Origin of the sequence: Enterococcus sp. MMGLQ5-1 (assembly GCF_013155265.1) — a bacterium.
Classification (GTDB): domain Bacteria; phylum Bacillota; class Bacilli; order Lactobacillales; family Streptococcaceae; genus MMGLQ5-1.
This window is the reverse complement of record NZ_JABJXU010000006.1, coordinates 34,633-51,263: the sequence shown is the minus strand read 5'-3', so window position 1 is coordinate 51,263 and position 16,631 is coordinate 34,633. Positions and strand designations below refer to the sequence as shown.

Here is a 16,631-nt window from a genome sequence, read left to right as displayed (position 1 = left end):
GAATTACAATATAATGATATCGAAAAAAATAGCTCCATTTGGCTTAATAGTGATGTTTATTATTTGGTCAATAATTGCCAGTCAGAGTCCTTTTTACATTGATGATTGGAATTGGGCATATGGTGGTTCTGGAATTAGTTATGGTGGTCGTTTCATAGGTAACTTTTTTTCTGTTATTTTAAATGCAACACATAATCAAATTATAGTTGGAATTTTTAAGAGTTTTATTTTAACCTTGATTTGTTTTTTTGTTTGTATGTTGACTGGAAAAGTAAAATTATCAAGAATTATCGTTTTTAATGTATTGTTTTTATTAATGAATATGAAGATAGTATATGAATCATTTTTATGGACTTCAGGTTTTGTTAATTATTTACTACCCTTTGTATTTGTGTTACCAGTTGTAATTATTAATATAAAATTAAAAAATGATAATAACAATAAAAATAATAATTTGCAGTTAAAGGCCATTAGTTTAATCTGTATTTTTGCTTCTACCTTTTTTTTAGAAAATTTATCGATAACGATGATTATCTATTTATTTACAGAATTGATTTTAAATTTGTTTTCTAAAAAGAAAGAAATTCTATATGGGTTGATTGCGTTCTTAACTTCTATTATTTCATTTATGATTATGATATTGAATTCTGAAAGATTCAGTAATAATAATAGTGGTTATAGTGTATCAATATTTCACAATTTGGGTGAATTATTAGATAATGCGTATCAAGTTCACTTGAAAATTGTAAGTTTGTTTTTTCATGAAAATGTCTTTTTTTGGATATTGTTTTTTGTTATTTTAACTGCTTTTCTAGCAATCGTTTTACCTAAATATGATTTTGAAAAAAATAAGTGGTATTATATTTTATTAGCATTACAAGGCGTTGTAATTGTGTTGTGCCCAACGTATCAATTTATTGTTTTAAATATCAATTTAATAAATCCACGTGTTTTATTTCCAAGCTTTATGATATTAATAATTATTGCAATGTTATGTTTTGGAAAAATTGAAGATAATTTTGATAACGCTAAAATTATTAACGTATCACTAGTTGCCCTATTAATTATTAGCATGATTTTTCCAACGCTCTTTTTTGTAGACATGGCAGGTTGGAATAGGCGCATTAATCAAGCCAATCAGAATGCAATTACGAGTAAATCAGATATTAATTATTCTGGAATTAGACCACAATATGCACAGTATTATTATTGTACAGCAAATGGCCCGTTGATTGGTTCAAGTTGGTCAACAAGTTATAAAGACTATTATGGCATTCCACAAGATGTGGTTATAAAATGATTTGGAACGGAGCATTATTATGAAAAAACTTTCAGTTGTCATCCCTTGCTACAATGAAGAAGCAGCAATTGGGATTTATATCTCAGAAATGAAGAAAATTGAATCAGGAATGGATTTAGATTATGAGTATCTTTTTGTTAATGATGGTTCAAAAGACGACACTTTAAAAGTTCTTCGTGACATTGCTAAGAAGTATTCAAATGTTAAATATATCTCTTTTTCAAGAAATTTCGGTAAAGAAGCAGCGCTCTTAGCTGGAATAAAGCTTGCTAAGGGCGACTATGTGACTGTAATGGATGTTGATTTACAGGATCCACCTGAGCTATTGCCTGAGATGTATCAAAAAATTCAAGAAGGCTATGATATTGTTGGTACTAGACGTGCTGATCGGACAGGAGAGCCCAAAATTCGCTCTTTTTTTGCCAAAAAATTCTATCAGCTAATCAACCGGATTTCCGATACAGAGATGGTGGATGGGGCGCGCGATTTTAGACTGATGACACGTCAAGTTGTTGATGCAATTCTAGAATTGAATGAAGTCAATCGATTTTCAAAGGGAATCTTTAGCTGGGTTGGATTTGATACTTATTATATTTCTTTTAAAAATCGTGAGCGTTCGGCTGGAGAAACCTCTTGGAATTTCTGGTCATTGTTAAAATATTCAATTGAAGGCATTATTAATTTTTCTGAAGCCCCATTGACGATTGCTACTTTTGTTGGTATTACTAGCTGTGTTATTTCGGCTGTCGCAATGCTATATTTTTTTATTTCTAATTTAATTACTCAAAATCCGGTTCCCGGATGGCCTTCTTTGGTTTGTATCATCTTATTTTTAGGCGGTCTTCAGCTTTTCAGCTTAGGAATTGTAGGTAAATATATCGGAAAAATATTTTTAGAAGTAAAGAAGCGACCAAATTATATTATTAAAGAATCTAATATTGATAAATATTCAAAGAAAAACTAATTTAATCGTTTAGCTTTAAGTTGACGTACAGCTGCTGCCAGAGTAGCTGTATTTTTTTAGCTCATTTTTAAATTAGACTAAAATGTTCGAGATAAATGTTTGGGTTTGGAATCAAAATTCTAGCCCTTTTGTATTGTTCGCAATTTACGGGGGACAATGCGACAAAGACTAGTCAATGCCTAAGCAAAAAGTCTGCTAAGGTGCATTGCCACTAGCTTTTTTGTAAGTCGCTGAAGTGACAGCTTAAATGCTATAGGAAAATAGACAAATTTCCGAATATTGTCTAAAAAGCGTAAACGGCTCGTATTAACAGGCTATCTCTCTCAAAACTGTTCAAATAGATACGTCATCCGGTCAGACAGAAAACGTCGGACTGAATAAATGAATGACTCGTCTATTTTTCACAGCTTTAATCAGAGATAGAAAGCACCTTTTTTTACGCCGTTAAACGTCCTTTGTCCAATCTCCTTTTGCGTTGTTCAAGTCTGCTTCGTATGTTGCAGTTTTATTGTGAAAACGGTATTGTTTCTGAGAAAGAAGCCCAAAATCACGTGTCATATGTTGCTTTATTTGGAAAATGGAATTGTTTTGCGGAAATATTGGATGATTCACAAATAGAAGTGCGAATTCATTTTAGGATGATACGTCTTGCTTATCATTTTTAGACCAATAAAATTGAGCGAAATATTCATCAATCCAATTTATTGCAGAGTCTTTTTTAAAAAAAAATTAAGAAAATGTTAATTATTTGTTTTCATCATGTGAAATTTGTTATAATCTTCTTTGCAGGTATTTGATTTAGAAGAAATTGAATGGAGAAGTTGGAATGGTTTTATATCAAATGATTTTGACTACCGGTTTTATATTATCATTAATATTGTTTATTACCCGTCAATATAGACGTGAAATTTCTATTATTCATAATTTAGTAAGCGCTATCTACTTAAGCGTTTCAATTACGATTATAGCCTCTTTTTTATCAGTCTATTTGTACGGTTATTCTTTATCGTTAGAGGTTGCTTCGGCAAATGTAAACTATCTACTGACAGTGCTGATATTGCTGATGGTTATAAGCTTAATTAAGAGGCTAATACTATTCATGCCAGAATATAAGCATAGTATAAAGCGTAAACTGCCCTTTAAGAGCAAATTATTTATTTTCTTTTTTAATTTTATTATCTTTTTATCGTTAATTATCTATACAAGTGCAATTTGGGTTGGTGAAAAATTTGGGGATGTTTCAATTGAACAACTACTCTATAGCATTAGAAGCTTAGAGGGTACAGATACTCAGATGGTATTTAATTATTTAGATACAATCTTAATTCCGATTTGCTTTTTTACTTTATGCACAAGTATAGTTACCTATTCATTAGAAATATTTTTATCAAAATTTATAAAACCAAAGCGGTTACTCTATTATATGCAGGCCTTGTCCCCCTTGCTGTTATTAATAATTGCAACAACAGGCGCAGTTAGAGCTTTTGGAGTGGAGAAAATTACAAATTATTTTGCCACATCTACCTTCATTGAAGATAATTATGTTGATTCAAGGCAAGTCAATATTAGTTTTCCTGAGCAAAAAAGAAATTTGATTTATATTTTTGTTGAATCATTAGAAGGGACTTATACCAGTATCGAGAATGGCGGTATTGAGGACACTAACTTAATAGAACCACTTACTGACCTAACTAATAGTGGAGCGATAAATTTTTCCAATACAGATTTAATTGGTGGCGCACTTCAATTACCGGGTATGGATTATACAGCTTCGGCAATGGTTGCGCAGTCTTCTGGGATGCCGCTAAAATCTGTTATTTCTGGCATGAATAATCTGGAGGACAGTGAGCATATTCAAAATAATTTTTTGCCGGGGATTGTTTCGCTCGGCGATGTCTTGCAAGAGAATGGGTATAAAAATCAGTTTATCATGGGCTCTGATTCACGCTTTGGTGGTCGCAAGTCATATTTAACCTCACATGGTAATTATGAAATTATTGATTGGAATTTTGCATTAGTAAGTGGCATGTTACCAAAAGACTATGCTGAAAATTGGGGGTTTGAAGATCAAAAATTATTTGAGTTTGCCCAAGCATACTTAAATAGCTATGATTTTTCTGTCCAGCCGCTTAATTTAAATCTTTTGACCTCTGACACTCATTTTCCAGATGGCTATGTCTACCCAAATCAAACACCCGTTTCAGAAGATATGCAGTATAAAAATGTGATTGCATACTCTAGTACAATGATTGCTGAATTTATTGCCTGGTGCCAAACACAGCCATGGTATGAAAATACTACTATTGTTCTGTCTGGTGATCATTTAACCATGGATCAAAAATATAGCAAGTCAGTTCCTGATACCAGTACTAGAACCGTTTTTAATCTTTATATCAATTCTTCAATTCAAACAGATTATGCAAAAAATCGGCTTTACTCCAATTTAGATACTTTTCCAACTACTTTAGCAAGTCTAGGTGTTGAAATTGAAGGTAATCGACTTGGTTTAGGTACAAATTTATTTTCTGGTGAGCCAACATTGATTGAGCAAAATTCATTGAAAACAGTTACGGACGAATTGGAAAAAAGATCAGTTTTTTATAATAATAATATTCTAACAGCACCATAGCGATAAAAAATTTATATTAAAAATAGGATGTCCCCAAGATCAAATTCTGATCTTGTGACATCCTGTTTTTTTATTGATTCAATTCTTCCAAAATGGCTTTAACGGTTGTAATCTCATTAACTCGGTAAGCATTTGCCCCAGCAAATACTAAGCCATTCTCTGCATTACCTTCAACGGAATGAAGCAGAGCCTCTGAAATACAGTATGGAATTGTTTTACGGTCACAATGCTTGAAGCTAAGGCAAGCCCGACATTTTTCAATTGGAATATCTTCACGATTGATGCGCTCAATGAAGCTATTTTTAATGGCTCGACCAGGTAAACCGACTGGTGATTTAGTAATTTGAATATCTTCTTTTTTGGCATTCAAGTATTTGTTTTTAAAATCATCTGGTGCATCACATTCCACTGTTCCAACAAATCTTGTTGCCATCTGAACACCCTCACAGCCGAGTGCTAGGTAGTGATCGATATCTTCACGCGTAAAGACACCGCCAGCAAAGACAACGGGTACATGAACATTAAAATCTGAGCCATATTTTTTAACGATTTCGATAATTTCAGTGACTTCTTCATCCATTTTATCAATTGCAGCTTCAATTTGATCCTTCTTGAAGCCAAGATGACCACCTGCCTTAGGCCCTTCAATGACCACAAAATCGGCAGTGCGATTATATCTTTTTGCCCAAGTTCTTAAAATAACTTTTGCAGCTTTTGCACTGGAAACAATGGGTGCAATTTTAGTCTTGCTGTCACCGACAAATTTAGGTAAGTCAACTGGTAGCCCTGCTCCAGAAATAATCACATCTGCGCCGGCTTCAACACATTTTTTAATATATTTATCATAATGGAATTGAGCAACCATCACATTAAAGCCCACGATACCATCCTTGGCGATTGCTTTTGCCTTTTTGAACTGCTCTCCAATTGCTTCAAGATTAGTTCTGAGTGGACTTTTTTCAAATTTTTCTTTGTTTTGATAACCGATTTGTGCAACAGAAAGAATACCGATACCACCTTCCTTAGCGACATTACCTGCTAAATTGTGTAGTGAAATTCCGATACCCATACCACCTTGAATGACTGGAATTTTGGCAACCAAATCTCCAATTTTTAAAGGTTCTAACTTCATATTTTCTCCTTTACTTAAAGCAAAAAATTAAAAAAACACTTGCCTTATTAGTAATTTCATTTGCTAATGAAAATAGATTAATAATCAAATACTTTGATACTCAAAGTATTTTAGCGATTGAATTAATCTTTTTAAAGGATAGACTGAATTAAAATAATTGTCAATCAATAAATCTGAAAAACGGTTGGATAAAATCAAGCATCGACTCATGAATGTTTAGTTAGACGGCTTTACAATACTCTTTTCATTGCTTAAGGCTTTATATAAATTCAAGACATTAAAAAAATTTTAAGTTAAGCCTTGCTTTTTTTTGATAAATTGATATACTTTGATAGTCAAAATAAATGTTTTGAATATCAAATTATTTGTATATTAAAATAATTTTTGAATAAAAATAGATTAATTAAGAGGTGGCATTGTTGGAAGTTAACTTTTCAAAGGTAAATGAATATCTCGTCAAAATTTTCAATGATGTTTTAATTGTCGAAGAACGAGAGCTTAGAAAATCTCGTTTTAATGATTTAACGATTAAAGAAATGCATACGATTGATTGTATTGGCTTAAATCGTATGAAGACTTCATCGGAGGTTGCTAAAGAGCTTTCAATCACGATGGGAACTTTAACAGTTTCTGTTAATAATTTGGTTAAAAAGGGTTATGTTGAAAGAATACGTTCGGAGAGTGATCGCCGTGTTGTTCGACTTCATTTGACAAAGCAGGGGAAGCTTCTTTATCGGTTGCATGATAGATTTCATCGTGAAATGGTAAAAAATATTATGGATGGGTTAGATGAGGTTGAACAAGGGGCAATTACAAAGGGTTTAGAAAATTTACATCAATTTCTTGGGGAGTTAAAGTAAATGAATTTTGCAAAGATTACGCAAGTTGCACATTATGCGCCAGCACAAGTAGTTACAAATGATGATTTGGCGGCCATTATGGATACAAATGATGAATGGATTTCTTCTAGAACTGGTATAAAATCTCGCCATATTACCTATGATGAAAATACCTCTGATTTGTGCATTAATATTGTTCAATCGCTTTTAAAAAAATCGGGCGATTTACCAGAAGCAATTGATTTTTTAATCATTGCAACCATCTCACCAGACTCATTAATGCCAACCACAGCGACGATTACGCAGGGTAAAACAGGTCTAGTGAATGCTTTTGCTTTTGATATGCAAGCTGCTTGCTCAGGCTTTATCTACGCTTTGTCGCTAGGCGAAAAATTAATTGCAAGCGGGCGATATAAAAAAGGAATAGTTATCGGTGCTGAAACACATAGTAAAACACTAGATTGGGATGATCGTTCAACGGCGGTACTCTTTGGTGATGGTGCAGGTGGTGTGTTATTAGAAGCCGATAATCAGCAACATTTTTTGGCTGAAAAATTACAATCTGATGGAATTCGAGGCTTAGCATTAACTGCAAAAACATTTTATCCAAAATCACCTTATTCTAAAGAATTTAAAGCAAATGAAAAGCTAACAATGGATGGTCGTTCTGTTTTTGATTTTGCTGTGCGTGAGGTACCACAAAATATTCTGGCTACGCTAGAACTGGCGGGTATTGAAGCCGATGAGATAGATTATTATTTACCTCACCAAGCTAACGTGCGTATTATCGACAAGTGGCCAAGGAAATTGAAGGTCGATCCAGCAAAGTTTTTGGTTAATTTGGAGAATTACGGTAATACCTCAGCAGCCTCGATTCCAATCCTTTTATCAGAAGCGATTGATAAAGGCACATTGAGCTTTGGTAGCGGACAGAATGTTCTGTTGACTGGCTTTGGCGGGGGATTAACATGGGGTAGCTTGATTATTAAGTTATGATATTAGTTTAATTTAGGTCGTAAACCTAGTATACTAGGTTTAAATATTTACCTTATCGAGGTTTCATAATGAAATCGGGATTAATTTATATTTTTGGAGGACATATAAATGGCAGTTTTTGACAAGGTGCAAGATATTATCGTTGAAGAATTAGGTAAGGAAAAAGAAGAAGTAACTTTAAAAACTTCTTTTGAAGATTTAGAAGCAGATTCTTTGGATTTATTCCAAATTATTAATGAAATCGAAGATGAATTCGATGTTCAAATCGAGTCAGAAGAAGGCTTGAATACTGTTGAGGATTTAGTGAAGTTTGTTGAAGCTAAATTAGCCTAAGTCGTATATTGATGGCAGTGTTCTTCACTATCATCAAAACAATTTATGTGATTATGGAAATAGAATTGTTCTATTTCCATAATTTTTTAAAAACTCCAATTAATTTAAAAAAGGAATGTGAACTGAAAGATGAAAAATCGAGTAACGGAATTATTAGAGATTAAATACCCTATTTTTCAAGGTGCAATGGCCTGGATTGCCGATGCTGATTTAGCAGGTGCGGTCAGTAATGCAGGTGGATTAGGGATTATTGCGGGTGGTAATGCACCCAAAGAGGTCGTTGTTGAACAAATTAGAAAAGTAAAAAAAATTACTGATAAACCATTTGCGGTAAATATAATGCTACTTTCACCCTTCGCAGAGGATATTGTCGATGCAGTGATTGAAGAGGGTGTTAAGGTAATTACAACAGGTGCTGGTAATCCAACGAAGCATATGCCACGCTTTAAAGCAGCAGGCATTAAAGTGATCCCAGTCGTACCTTCAGTTGCTATCGCAAAAAAAATGGAGCGTATTGGTGCGGATGCTGTTGTTTTTGAAGGTATGGAGGCTGGTGGACATGTCGGAAAGACAACAACCATGGCTGGTCTACCACAAATTGTTGATGCATTAGAAATTCCTGTCATTGGTGCAGGTGGTGTCGGTGATGGTCGTGGCATGGCTGCTGCTTTCATGCTAGGCGCAGAAGGTGTGCAGGTGGGCACTCGTTTTGTAGTTGCTAAAGAAACGAATGTTCATCAAAATTATAAAGATAAGGTCATTAAAGCGCGTGATATTGATACGGTTATTTCAAGTGTTCATTTCGGTCATCCAGTACGTGCTTTAAAAAATAAATTAACGCGTGAATTTGAAAAAGCTGAAATCGCAGCGTTAAGGGTCGAAAATCCGGATTTAGAAATTTTTGAAGAATTGGGGAAGGGCGCATTGCGTGCTGCTGTTGTTGATGGTGATATGGACAACGGTTCTGTTATGTCAGGACAAATTGCCGGCTTAATTCATAAAGAAGAAACTGTCTCAGAAATTGTTGAAGATATTTATGCCGGCTTTCAAGCAACCTTGAAAACAGCACAGCGGTTTGAGGACTAAGTGAGATAATCCTATGGGAGGGACAATGAGTAAGACTGTTTTTATGTTTGCTGGCCAAGGTGCACAATATACTGGTATGGCAAAGGATTTATATGAGCAATTTCCAATTGTTCGTGAAACATTTGCCGAGGCAAATCAGGTGATAGGCTATGAACTTGAAGCCTTAATTTTTTCGGAAAATCCTAAATTAAATGAAACACAATATACACAGCCAGCTATTTTAACGGTAGATGTGGCAATTGCTCGTCTCTTAATTGAAAAGGGGATTCGACCTGAAGCAGCGCTTGGTTTATCTCTAGGTGAATATGCAGCTTTGGTGATTGGCGGCGCTATTGAATTTCAGGCTGCTGTTGCTTTAATTGCTAAGCGCGGACAATATATGTCTGAAGCAGCGCCGGCAGGTACAGGTAAGATGGTGGCAGTGATGAATACCCCGATTGATACAATTGAGACAATTTGTGAACAGGCGAGTGAAAGAGGAATTGTTGCACCAGCGAATTATAATACACCACAGCAGATTGTTATTGGTGGTGAGGTGTCAGCGGTAGATTATGCAGTTGAATTATTGAAAGCTGCAGGTAGCAAGCGTTTGATAGAACTAAATGTATCGGGTCCTTTTCATACAGCACTCTTAAAGCCAGCTTCAGAAAAATTAGCGAAGGCATTAACAGCAGTTGAATTTCAGGCTTTGCAGTTACCTGTTGTTAGTAATACAACTGCTCAGCTCTTTGAAACTAATGAAATTAGCTCCTTATTGACACGCCAAGTTATGGAACCTGTTCGCTTTTTCGAATCCATTAATACTTTGATAATCAAAGGATTTGATACCTTTATTGAAATCGGGCCAGGTAAGACCTTGACAGGTTTTATGAAGAAAATTGATAACTCACAGAACACTTATCGTGTCGAAAATATTGAAACGCTAAACACCTTATTGGACATAGGAGAAAAATAGATGGAATTAACTGGAAAGAATGTTTTTATTACTGGATCAACTCGCGGCATCGGAAAGGGCATTGCCTTGGCCTTCGCCAAGCGTGGTGCCAATGTAGTGCTTAATGGTCGTTCAGCAATTAGTCCTGAATTGGTTCAAGAATTTACTGACTTAGGTGTGAAAGCAATTTCTGTTTGTGGTGATATTTCAGATTTTGCTTCTTGTACAGCAATGATAGCAGAAGCGACTGAAGCGCTGGGATCAGTGGATATTTTAGTAAATAATGCAGGCGTCACTGCGGACAAATTGATGCTGAAAATGACTGCGGAAGATTTTGAAAAGGTTTTGAAAATTAATTTAACTGGTACTTTTAATATGACTCAGCAAGTGATAAAAGCAATGAGTAAGCAGCGTCAAGGTGCGATTATCAACTTAAGCTCAGTTGTTGGGCTAGTTGGTAATATTGGTCAAGCGAATTATGCAGCGAGTAAGGCTGGTGCGATTGGATTCACTAAATCTGTTGCCCGAGAGGTTGCTGGACGAAATATACGAGTAAATGCCATTGCGCCAGGCTTTATTGAAACTGAAATGACTGAAGTTTTATCAGAGAAGGTAAAGACAGCTTCTATTGCACAAATACCAATGAAGCGTTTTGGTACAGTTGAAGAGGTTGCAGATATCGCAATCTTTTTGGCAGAGCAAGAGTATTTAACAGGTCAAGTCATCGCCATTGATGGCGGTATGACAATGAATGGTTAATAATTAACAATTACCAATTAATAATAGTGGTTAATTTTGGATAACCTTTTTGAGTTAAGCCTATTTGCTTGGAATGGCTGCAGGTTAATTTTTGAATATTGATAAGAGATTGAAAGGAATTAAAATGACAAATCGTGTAGTAATTACGGGTTATGGTGTCACCTCACCAATTGGAAGTACAGCGGAAACATTTTGGAATGCATTAAAAGCTGGGAAATCAGGCATTGCTCAGATTACAAAATTTGATACAACAGAATTTGGTGTGCATAATGCAGCAGAAGTCAAGGATTTCCCCTTTGATAAGTATTTTCAAAAGAAAGATGCAAAGCGAATGGATTTATTCTCGTTATTTGGTATTTATGCAGCACTTGAGGCACTAGCGATGAGTGGAGTCGATACCGACAAGGTTAATAAGGAACGCTTTGGTGTCATCGTTGGTTCAGGTATTGGTGGGCTGCAAACGATTCAAGAGCAGGTTGGTCGCCTAGTTACTAAGGGACCTCGCCGTGTTCAACCGTTATTTGTACCGATGTCAATTGTCAACATGGCGGCAGGAAACATTGCGATGCGTGTCGGTGCAGAGGGTATTTGTACGTGTGTAACAACAGCTTGTGCTTCAGCTACTAATTCAATTGGCGAGGCCTTTAGAAATATTAAGCATGGGTATTCAGATATTATTTTAGCTGGTGGTGCAGAAGCTTCAATTACTGAAATCGGAATTGCAGGCTTTAATTCATTGACTGCCTTATCAACAACAGAAGATCCTGCGCGTGCTTCAATTCCATTTGACAAGGATAGGAATGGTTTCGTGATGGGTGAAGGTGCCGGTATTCTAGTTTTAGAAAGCTTAGCACATGCCCAAGCTCGAGGTGCAACAATCTTAGGTGAGGTTGTTGGCTATGGCTCAAACTGTGATGCCTACCACATGACCTCGCCTCGTCCTGATGGTAGTGGTGCGAAAAAGGCGATGGCCTTGGCGCTTGAGGAAGCAGGGATTGAACCAAATCAGGTTGGCTATGTTAATGCACATGGCACGAGCACACAAGCGAATGAGAAGGGTGAAAGCCAAGCTATCGTTGAATTATTTGGCAAGGATACGCCTGTTTCTTCTACAAAATCTATGACAGGACACCTGCTCGGTGGTGCTGGTGGTGTAGAAGCCATTGCCACCTTAGAAGCAATTCGTCAAGATTTTATTCCAGTTACTGCTGGTACTAAAGAATTAGGTGAAGACATTGAAGCAAATGTCATCTATGGTCAAGGACAAGCAGCTCACTTTGATTATGCGATTTCAAATACTTTTGGCTTCGGTGGACATAATGCTGTTATTGCATTAAAACGTTGGACTGCTAAAGACTAATCATAAAAATTAGAGGTGCTTAATAATGAATAACTACATTATTTATATGTTTAATTATTTATTAATAATGCAAAATATTTAGTGTTTTATGATGAATAATAGGGAGGCTTTATTCTTGAATTTTTCTGAAATAAATAAAATTATTGATAAAATTGATCAATCGTCAATTAAAGAAATCCATTTAAAGCAAGGGGATTTTGAATTGGTATTAAGTAAAAACGAATTTGTTAATACTAAAACACCCGATTCCAATAATCAAGTGGTTGCTAGTCAGTTGAATAAACAAAATGGTATTGAAGAGGCTGTATTGAATGATGTGACAGAGGTTTCTATTGAAGAAACAATTGTCGAATCAACAGTTGAGCCAGAGGGAGATTTAGTGTCTAGTCCTCTAGTTGGTGTGGTTTATCTTCAACCAGCACCAGACAAAGCAAAATTTGTCGAAGTTGGCAGTCAAGTAAATAAGGGTGATACGCTTTGTATTGTTGAAGCAATGAAAGTAATGAATGAAATTCCAGCTGACAAATCAGGTGTTATTTCTGAAGTTCTTATTGATGCGGAAACAGTTGTTGAATTTGGACAACCGCTATTTAGAATTAAATAATTAATTATTGGATTGAAGTGAGGCCGTAATGAATATTAATGAAATTAAAGCAATTATTCCACACCGTTACCCATTTTTATTATTAGATCGAGTTGAAAGTATTGAGCCCGGTCAAAAAGTAGTTGCTAGAAAGAATGTGACCGCTAACGAAGAGTTCTTTAATGGTCATTTTCCTGAAGAGCCTGTCATGCCGGGTGTTTTAATTATTGAAGCCCTTGCTCAGGCTGGGGCTGTCGCATTACTTTCACTAGATGAATTTAAAGGCAAAACGGCTTATTTTGGTGGTATTGATAAGGCGAAATTCAGACAAAAGGTTGTTCCTGGTGATACCCTCCAATTAGAAGTTGAAATTATTAAGGTGAAGAAGATTGCTGGTATCGGAAAAGGTATAGCTTATGTTGATGGTAAAAAGGTTGCTGAGGCTGAACTGACCTTTATGATAGGCTAAGCATTAGGCAGCTGTTAAGATAAGGACTTTTGACTTTAAGCAGTTTATCGCTTTAGTTAAGTTTATTTATCTTAAAAATCTTAGCTTCAGAGATAAGCTTTGAGGCTTATAGTTGAGTGAAATAAAAAACGCCAAAAATATTGAATACAGTTGTTTACTAGCATATCCCATTCAATTTCATTCAAATTAAAGGAGAAATTATGTTTCAAAAAATATTAATCGCTAATCGAGGGGAAATTGCTGTTCGTATTATCCGTGCAGCAAGAGAGCTTGGTATTCAGACGGTTGCTGTTTATTCTCAGGCGGATTCTGAAGCACTTCATGTTTATCTCGCTGATGAAGCGATTTGTATTGGAAGTGCTAAGGCGAGTGAATCATATTTGGATATGAAGCAAATATTAAGTGCAGCGATTGTGACTCATGCGGAAGCCATTCATCCGGGCTTTGGCTTTTTATCTGAAAACTCAAAATTCGCAAGAATGTGTGAGGAAATGAATATTACATTTATTGGTCCGAGTGCTGAAGTGATGGATTTGATGGGCGATAAAATTAACGCCCGTAAAGAGATGATTGAAGCTGGTGTTCCTGTAATTCCGGGCAGTGATGGCGAGGTTTATACAGCTGAGGACGCGATAGAGATTGCCAAAGCAATTGGTTATCCGGTAATGTTAAAGGCATCAGCAGGTGGTGGTGGGAAGGGTATCCGTAAGGTTGCCAGTCCAGAGGAGCTGCCTTCGCAATTTGAAAATGCTAGCGAGGAAGCCAAGGCAGCATTTGGTAATGGTGCCATGTATATCGAGAAGGTAGTTTATCCAGCTCGACATATTGAGGTGCAGATTCTTGGTGATTCTTTTGGGCATGTCATTCATCTTGGTGAACGTGATTGCTCATTACAGCGTAATAATCAAAAGGTTTTGGAAGAAGCACCAAGCATCGCCATTGGGCAAACATTACGCTCAAAAATTGGTGAAGCAGCAGTCCGAGCGGCTAAGCATGTTGGCTATCAAAATGCAGGTACAATTGAATTTCTACTGGATGAAGTAAGTGGAAAATTTTACTTTATGGAAATGAATACCCGTGTTCAGGTTGAGCATCCTGTGACAGAATTTGTGACAAATGTTGATATTGTTAAAGCTCAAATCAATATTGCAGCTGGTGAGCCACTAGAGCTGACTCAGTCAGATATACAAATTAATGGTCACGCAATTGAATGCAGAATTAATGCTGAAAATCCAGCCTTTAATTTCGCACCAAGCCCTGGTACGATTCAATCACTTTTTTTACCGAGTGGTGGTGTCGGTGTCAGAGTTGATTCAGCAATGTATGAAGGCTATACAATTCCCCCTTACTATGATTCGATGGTTGCCAAAGTAATCGTACATGGTAAAAATCGTTTTGAAGCATTGATGAAAATGCAACGTGCGCTTGGAGAATTTGAGGTTGAGGGTATTATTACGAATGTTGATTTTCAATTAGATTTAATTGCCAATCCAAACGTGATTGCGGGGGATTACGACACTGCTTTCTTGACCGAGCATTTTTTACCCAATTGGAATCAATGAGAAATTATTTAAAAATTGGGAGGCAATAAATGGCTTTATTTAGTAAAAAGAAAAAATATATCAGAATTAATCCAAATAAAACGTTAAATTCATCAGTCAATAAAGCGCCTGAAGTACCTGATCAAAGCTGGGCAAAATGTCCTAGCTGTAAAGCAATGATCTATACGAAAGACCTTGGCTGTCACATGATTTGTCCAAGCTGCCATTATAATTTTAGGATTACAGCGAAAGAGCGTCTTTCATTGATTGCAGATGAATTTGAAGAATTATTTACGGGTATTCAAACAGAAGATCCACTTGATTTTCCAAAATACAAGGAAAAATTGGCGACGGTCAAGGCAAAAACTGGTCTTGATGAAGCAGTTTTAACGGGTCATGCGACGATTAATCAATTTGAAGCTGCTCTTGGTATTATGGATTCTAATTTTATTATGGCATCAATGGGAACTGTCGTGGGTGAAAAAATAACACGTTTATTTGAATATGCGCTTGAAAATCAATTACCTGTTATTTTATTTACAGCCTCTGGCGGTGCTAGGATGCAGGAGGGGATTATGTCATTGATGCAAATGGCAAAAATTTCTGCTGCGGTAAAAAAGCATTCCAATGCTGGTTTGCTATATTTAACAGTCCTAACTGATCCGACAACGGGTGGTGTGACAGCGAGCTTTGCCATGGAGGGTGATATTATTTTAGCTGAGCCTCAGACCTTGGTTGGTTTTGCTGGAAGGCGAGTGATTGAGCAAACGATGCGAACTCAACTACCGGAGGATTTTCAAAAATCAGAATTTTTATTGACTCATGGCTTCGTTGATGCAATTGTTAAACGTGAAAAAATGAAAGAAATGATTTCACAAATTCTTTCCATTCATCTGGAGGTGACTCATGATTAAAAAAGCGGCTGACATCATAAAAATTGCAAGAAGTCAGGATCGTTTTTCAACGCTTGATATCATTCAAACAGTTTTTACAGATTTTATTGAATTTCATGGCGATCGAAATTTTGCAGATGATTTGGCAATTGTTGGTGGTATTGCTAAATTAGATAAAAGGCCTGTAACTGTTATCGGTATCCAAAAAGGAATTAATTTGCAGGATAATCTTGATCGCAATTTTGGACAGCCACACCCAGAGGGCTATCGTAAGGCTTTACGCTTAATGAAGCAAGCAGAAAAATTTAATCGGCCAGTTGTGACCTTCATCAATACAGCAGGTGCATTTTCTGGTATTGGTGCAGAAGAGCGTGGTCAGGGCGAAGCAATAGCTCATAACTTGATGGCTATGTCTGATTTGAGTGTGCCAATTATATCTGTCATTATCGGTGAAGGTGGTTCTGGTGGCGCCCTAGCTCTAGCGGTAGGAAATGAAGTATGGATGTTTGAACATGCGATGTATGCCATTCTTTCACCAGAAGGCTTTGCCTCAATCTTATGGAAAGACGGCTCAAGAGCTAATGAAGCAGCTGAATTGATGAAAATTACTGCCAATGACTTGCTTGAAATGCAAGTCATTGATAAAATAATCCCTGAGACATTCAAGGGGGAAAATTTGCCAGTCAGCAAAAGCTTAAATATCCTGCGCAAAAGCTTAATTGAAAAAATGAGTGAGCTGTCAACAATGTCGAAAGAAGCATTAAAGGCACAGCGGTATGAACGTTTCAGGAAATTTTAGTTAAATACTTTACG

At 36.1% G+C, this 16,631-nt stretch carries 16 protein-coding genes; 15 read left to right on the top strand and 1 reads right to left on the bottom strand.

The genetic code is table 11. The features are described 5' to 3' along the window. The first annotated feature begins 13 nt into the window (after positions 1-13). The 3 genes from HOY35_RS07555 (at position 14) to HOY35_RS07545 (ending at position 4,893) form a co-directional block, all read left to right on the top strand. Entirely contained in the window at positions 14-1,300 is a 1,287-nt protein-coding gene (locus HOY35_RS07555; RefSeq protein WP_172212115.1) for a DUF6056 family protein, read from the top strand. A 19-nt stretch (positions 1,301-1,319) separates the two neighbouring features. Next, entirely contained in the window at positions 1,320-2,264 is a 945-nt protein-coding gene (locus tag HOY35_RS07550) for a glycosyltransferase family 2 protein (RefSeq protein WP_172212117.1), read from the top strand. 826 nt (positions 2,265-3,090) lie between these two features. After that, the gene (locus tag HOY35_RS07545) at positions 3,091-4,893 is read left to right on the top strand and encodes an LTA synthase family protein (RefSeq protein WP_172212119.1); all 1,803 of its coding nucleotides are present in this window, start codon (positions 3,091-3,093) and stop codon (positions 4,891-4,893) included. A gap of 70 nt (positions 4,894-4,963) precedes the next feature. On the opposite strand, the gene HOY35_RS07540 is transcribed toward HOY35_RS07545, so the two are convergent. Then, the gene (locus tag HOY35_RS07540; RefSeq protein ID WP_172212121.1) at positions 4,964-6,025 is read right to left on the bottom strand and encodes a nitronate monooxygenase family protein; all 1,062 of its coding nucleotides are present in this window, start codon (positions 6,023-6,025) and stop codon (positions 4,964-4,966) included. 419 nt (positions 6,026-6,444) lie between these two features. Here HOY35_RS07540 and HOY35_RS07535 point away from each other — a divergent pair, with 419 nt between their 5' ends. From HOY35_RS07535 to HOY35_RS07480, 12 genes are all read left to right on the top strand, one after another. Next, positions 6,445-6,885, top strand: a complete 441-nt coding sequence (locus HOY35_RS07535) for a MarR family winged helix-turn-helix transcriptional regulator (protein WP_172212123.1) — start codon at positions 6,445-6,447, stop codon at positions 6,883-6,885. Continuing rightward, positions 6,886-7,860: a beta-ketoacyl-ACP synthase III gene (locus HOY35_RS07530; RefSeq protein WP_172212125.1), complete on the top strand. Its 975-nt coding sequence runs from the start codon at positions 6,886-6,888 to the stop codon at positions 7,858-7,860. A 108-nt stretch (positions 7,861-7,968) separates the two neighbouring features. After that, the gene (locus HOY35_RS07525; protein ID WP_172212127.1) at positions 7,969-8,193 is read left to right on the top strand and encodes an acyl carrier protein; all 225 of its coding nucleotides are present in this window, start codon (positions 7,969-7,971) and stop codon (positions 8,191-8,193) included. A gap of 129 nt (positions 8,194-8,322) precedes the next feature. Continuing rightward, positions 8,323-9,279, top strand: coding sequence for an enoyl-[acyl-carrier-protein] reductase FabK (gene fabK / locus HOY35_RS07520; protein ID WP_172212136.1), 957 nt, complete (start codon positions 8,323-8,325; stop codon positions 9,277-9,279). Positions 9,280-9,304: 25 nt separating this feature from the next. After that, entirely contained in the window at positions 9,305-10,234 is a 930-nt protein-coding gene (gene fabD / locus HOY35_RS07515) for an ACP S-malonyltransferase (RefSeq protein ID WP_172212138.1), read from the top strand. Beyond that, complete coding sequence (gene fabG, locus HOY35_RS07510; RefSeq protein ID WP_172212140.1) at positions 10,235-10,972, top strand: 3-oxoacyl-[acyl-carrier-protein] reductase; 738 nt, start codon at positions 10,235-10,237, stop codon at positions 10,970-10,972. A 124-nt stretch (positions 10,973-11,096) separates the two neighbouring features. Next, positions 11,097-12,332, top strand: a complete 1,236-nt coding sequence (fabF, locus tag HOY35_RS07505) for a beta-ketoacyl-ACP synthase II (RefSeq protein ID WP_172212142.1) — start codon at positions 11,097-11,099, stop codon at positions 12,330-12,332. A 115-nt stretch (positions 12,333-12,447) separates the two neighbouring features. Beyond that, a complete protein-coding gene (accB, locus tag HOY35_RS07500) occupies positions 12,448-12,936 on the top strand; it encodes an acetyl-CoA carboxylase biotin carboxyl carrier protein (RefSeq protein ID WP_172212144.1) in 489 nt (162 codons plus the stop codon). A gap of 28 nt (positions 12,937-12,964) precedes the next feature. Next, entirely contained in the window at positions 12,965-13,384 is a 420-nt protein-coding gene (gene fabZ, locus HOY35_RS07495) for a 3-hydroxyacyl-ACP dehydratase FabZ (protein WP_172212146.1), read from the top strand. Between the two features lie 200 nt (positions 13,385-13,584). Then, positions 13,585-14,946: an acetyl-CoA carboxylase biotin carboxylase subunit gene (accC, locus tag HOY35_RS07490; protein ID WP_172212148.1), complete on the top strand. Its 1,362-nt coding sequence runs from the start codon at positions 13,585-13,587 to the stop codon at positions 14,944-14,946. 29 nt (positions 14,947-14,975) lie between these two features. Further along, complete coding sequence (accD, locus tag HOY35_RS07485; protein WP_172212150.1) at positions 14,976-15,839, top strand: acetyl-CoA carboxylase, carboxyltransferase subunit beta; 864 nt, start codon at positions 14,976-14,978, stop codon at positions 15,837-15,839. Beyond that, complete coding sequence (locus tag HOY35_RS07480; protein WP_172212152.1) at positions 15,832-16,617, top strand: acetyl-CoA carboxylase carboxyl transferase subunit alpha; 786 nt, start codon at positions 15,832-15,834, stop codon at positions 16,615-16,617. Before accD ends, HOY35_RS07480 begins: the two co-directional genes overlap by 8 nt. Positions 16,618-16,631 lie beyond the last annotated feature (14 nt).

What these genes read in the sequence shown, in the direction of transcription:
- HOY35_RS07525 (WP_172212127.1), top strand. Translation starts at nt 7,969, where the DNA reads ATGGCAGTTTTTGACAAGGTGCAAGATATTATCGTTGAAGAATTAGGT.
- HOY35_RS07530 (WP_172212125.1), top strand. Translation starts at nt 6,886, where the DNA reads ATGAATTTTGCAAAGATTACGCAAGTTGCACATTATGCGCCAGCACAA.
- fabD (WP_172212138.1), top strand. Translation starts at nt 9,305, where the DNA reads ATGAGTAAGACTGTTTTTATGTTTGCTGGCCAAGGTGCACAATATACT.
- HOY35_RS07545 (WP_172212119.1), top strand. Translation starts at nt 3,091, where the DNA reads ATGGTTTTATATCAAATGATTTTGACTACCGGTTTTATATTATCATTA.
- HOY35_RS07540 (WP_172212121.1), bottom strand. Translation starts at nt 6,025, where the DNA reads ATGAAGTTAGAACCTTTAAAAATTGGAGATTTGGTTGCCAAAATTCCA.
- fabZ (WP_172212146.1), top strand. Translation starts at nt 12,965, where the DNA reads ATGAATATTAATGAAATTAAAGCAATTATTCCACACCGTTACCCATTT.
- fabF (WP_172212142.1), top strand. Translation starts at nt 11,097, where the DNA reads ATGACAAATCGTGTAGTAATTACGGGTTATGGTGTCACCTCACCAATT.
- HOY35_RS07555 (WP_172212115.1), top strand. Translation starts at nt 14, where the DNA reads ATGATATCGAAAAAAATAGCTCCATTTGGCTTAATAGTGATGTTTATT.
- HOY35_RS07550 (WP_172212117.1), top strand. Translation starts at nt 1,320, where the DNA reads ATGAAAAAACTTTCAGTTGTCATCCCTTGCTACAATGAAGAAGCAGCA.
- accC (WP_172212148.1), top strand. Translation starts at nt 13,585, where the DNA reads ATGTTTCAAAAAATATTAATCGCTAATCGAGGGGAAATTGCTGTTCGT.
- fabK (WP_172212136.1), top strand. Translation starts at nt 8,323, where the DNA reads ATGAAAAATCGAGTAACGGAATTATTAGAGATTAAATACCCTATTTTT.
- HOY35_RS07480 (WP_172212152.1), top strand. Translation starts at nt 15,832, where the DNA reads ATGATTAAAAAAGCGGCTGACATCATAAAAATTGCAAGAAGTCAGGAT.
- fabG (WP_172212140.1), top strand. Translation starts at nt 10,235, where the DNA reads ATGGAATTAACTGGAAAGAATGTTTTTATTACTGGATCAACTCGCGGC.
- accD (WP_172212150.1), top strand. Translation starts at nt 14,976, where the DNA reads ATGGCTTTATTTAGTAAAAAGAAAAAATATATCAGAATTAATCCAAAT.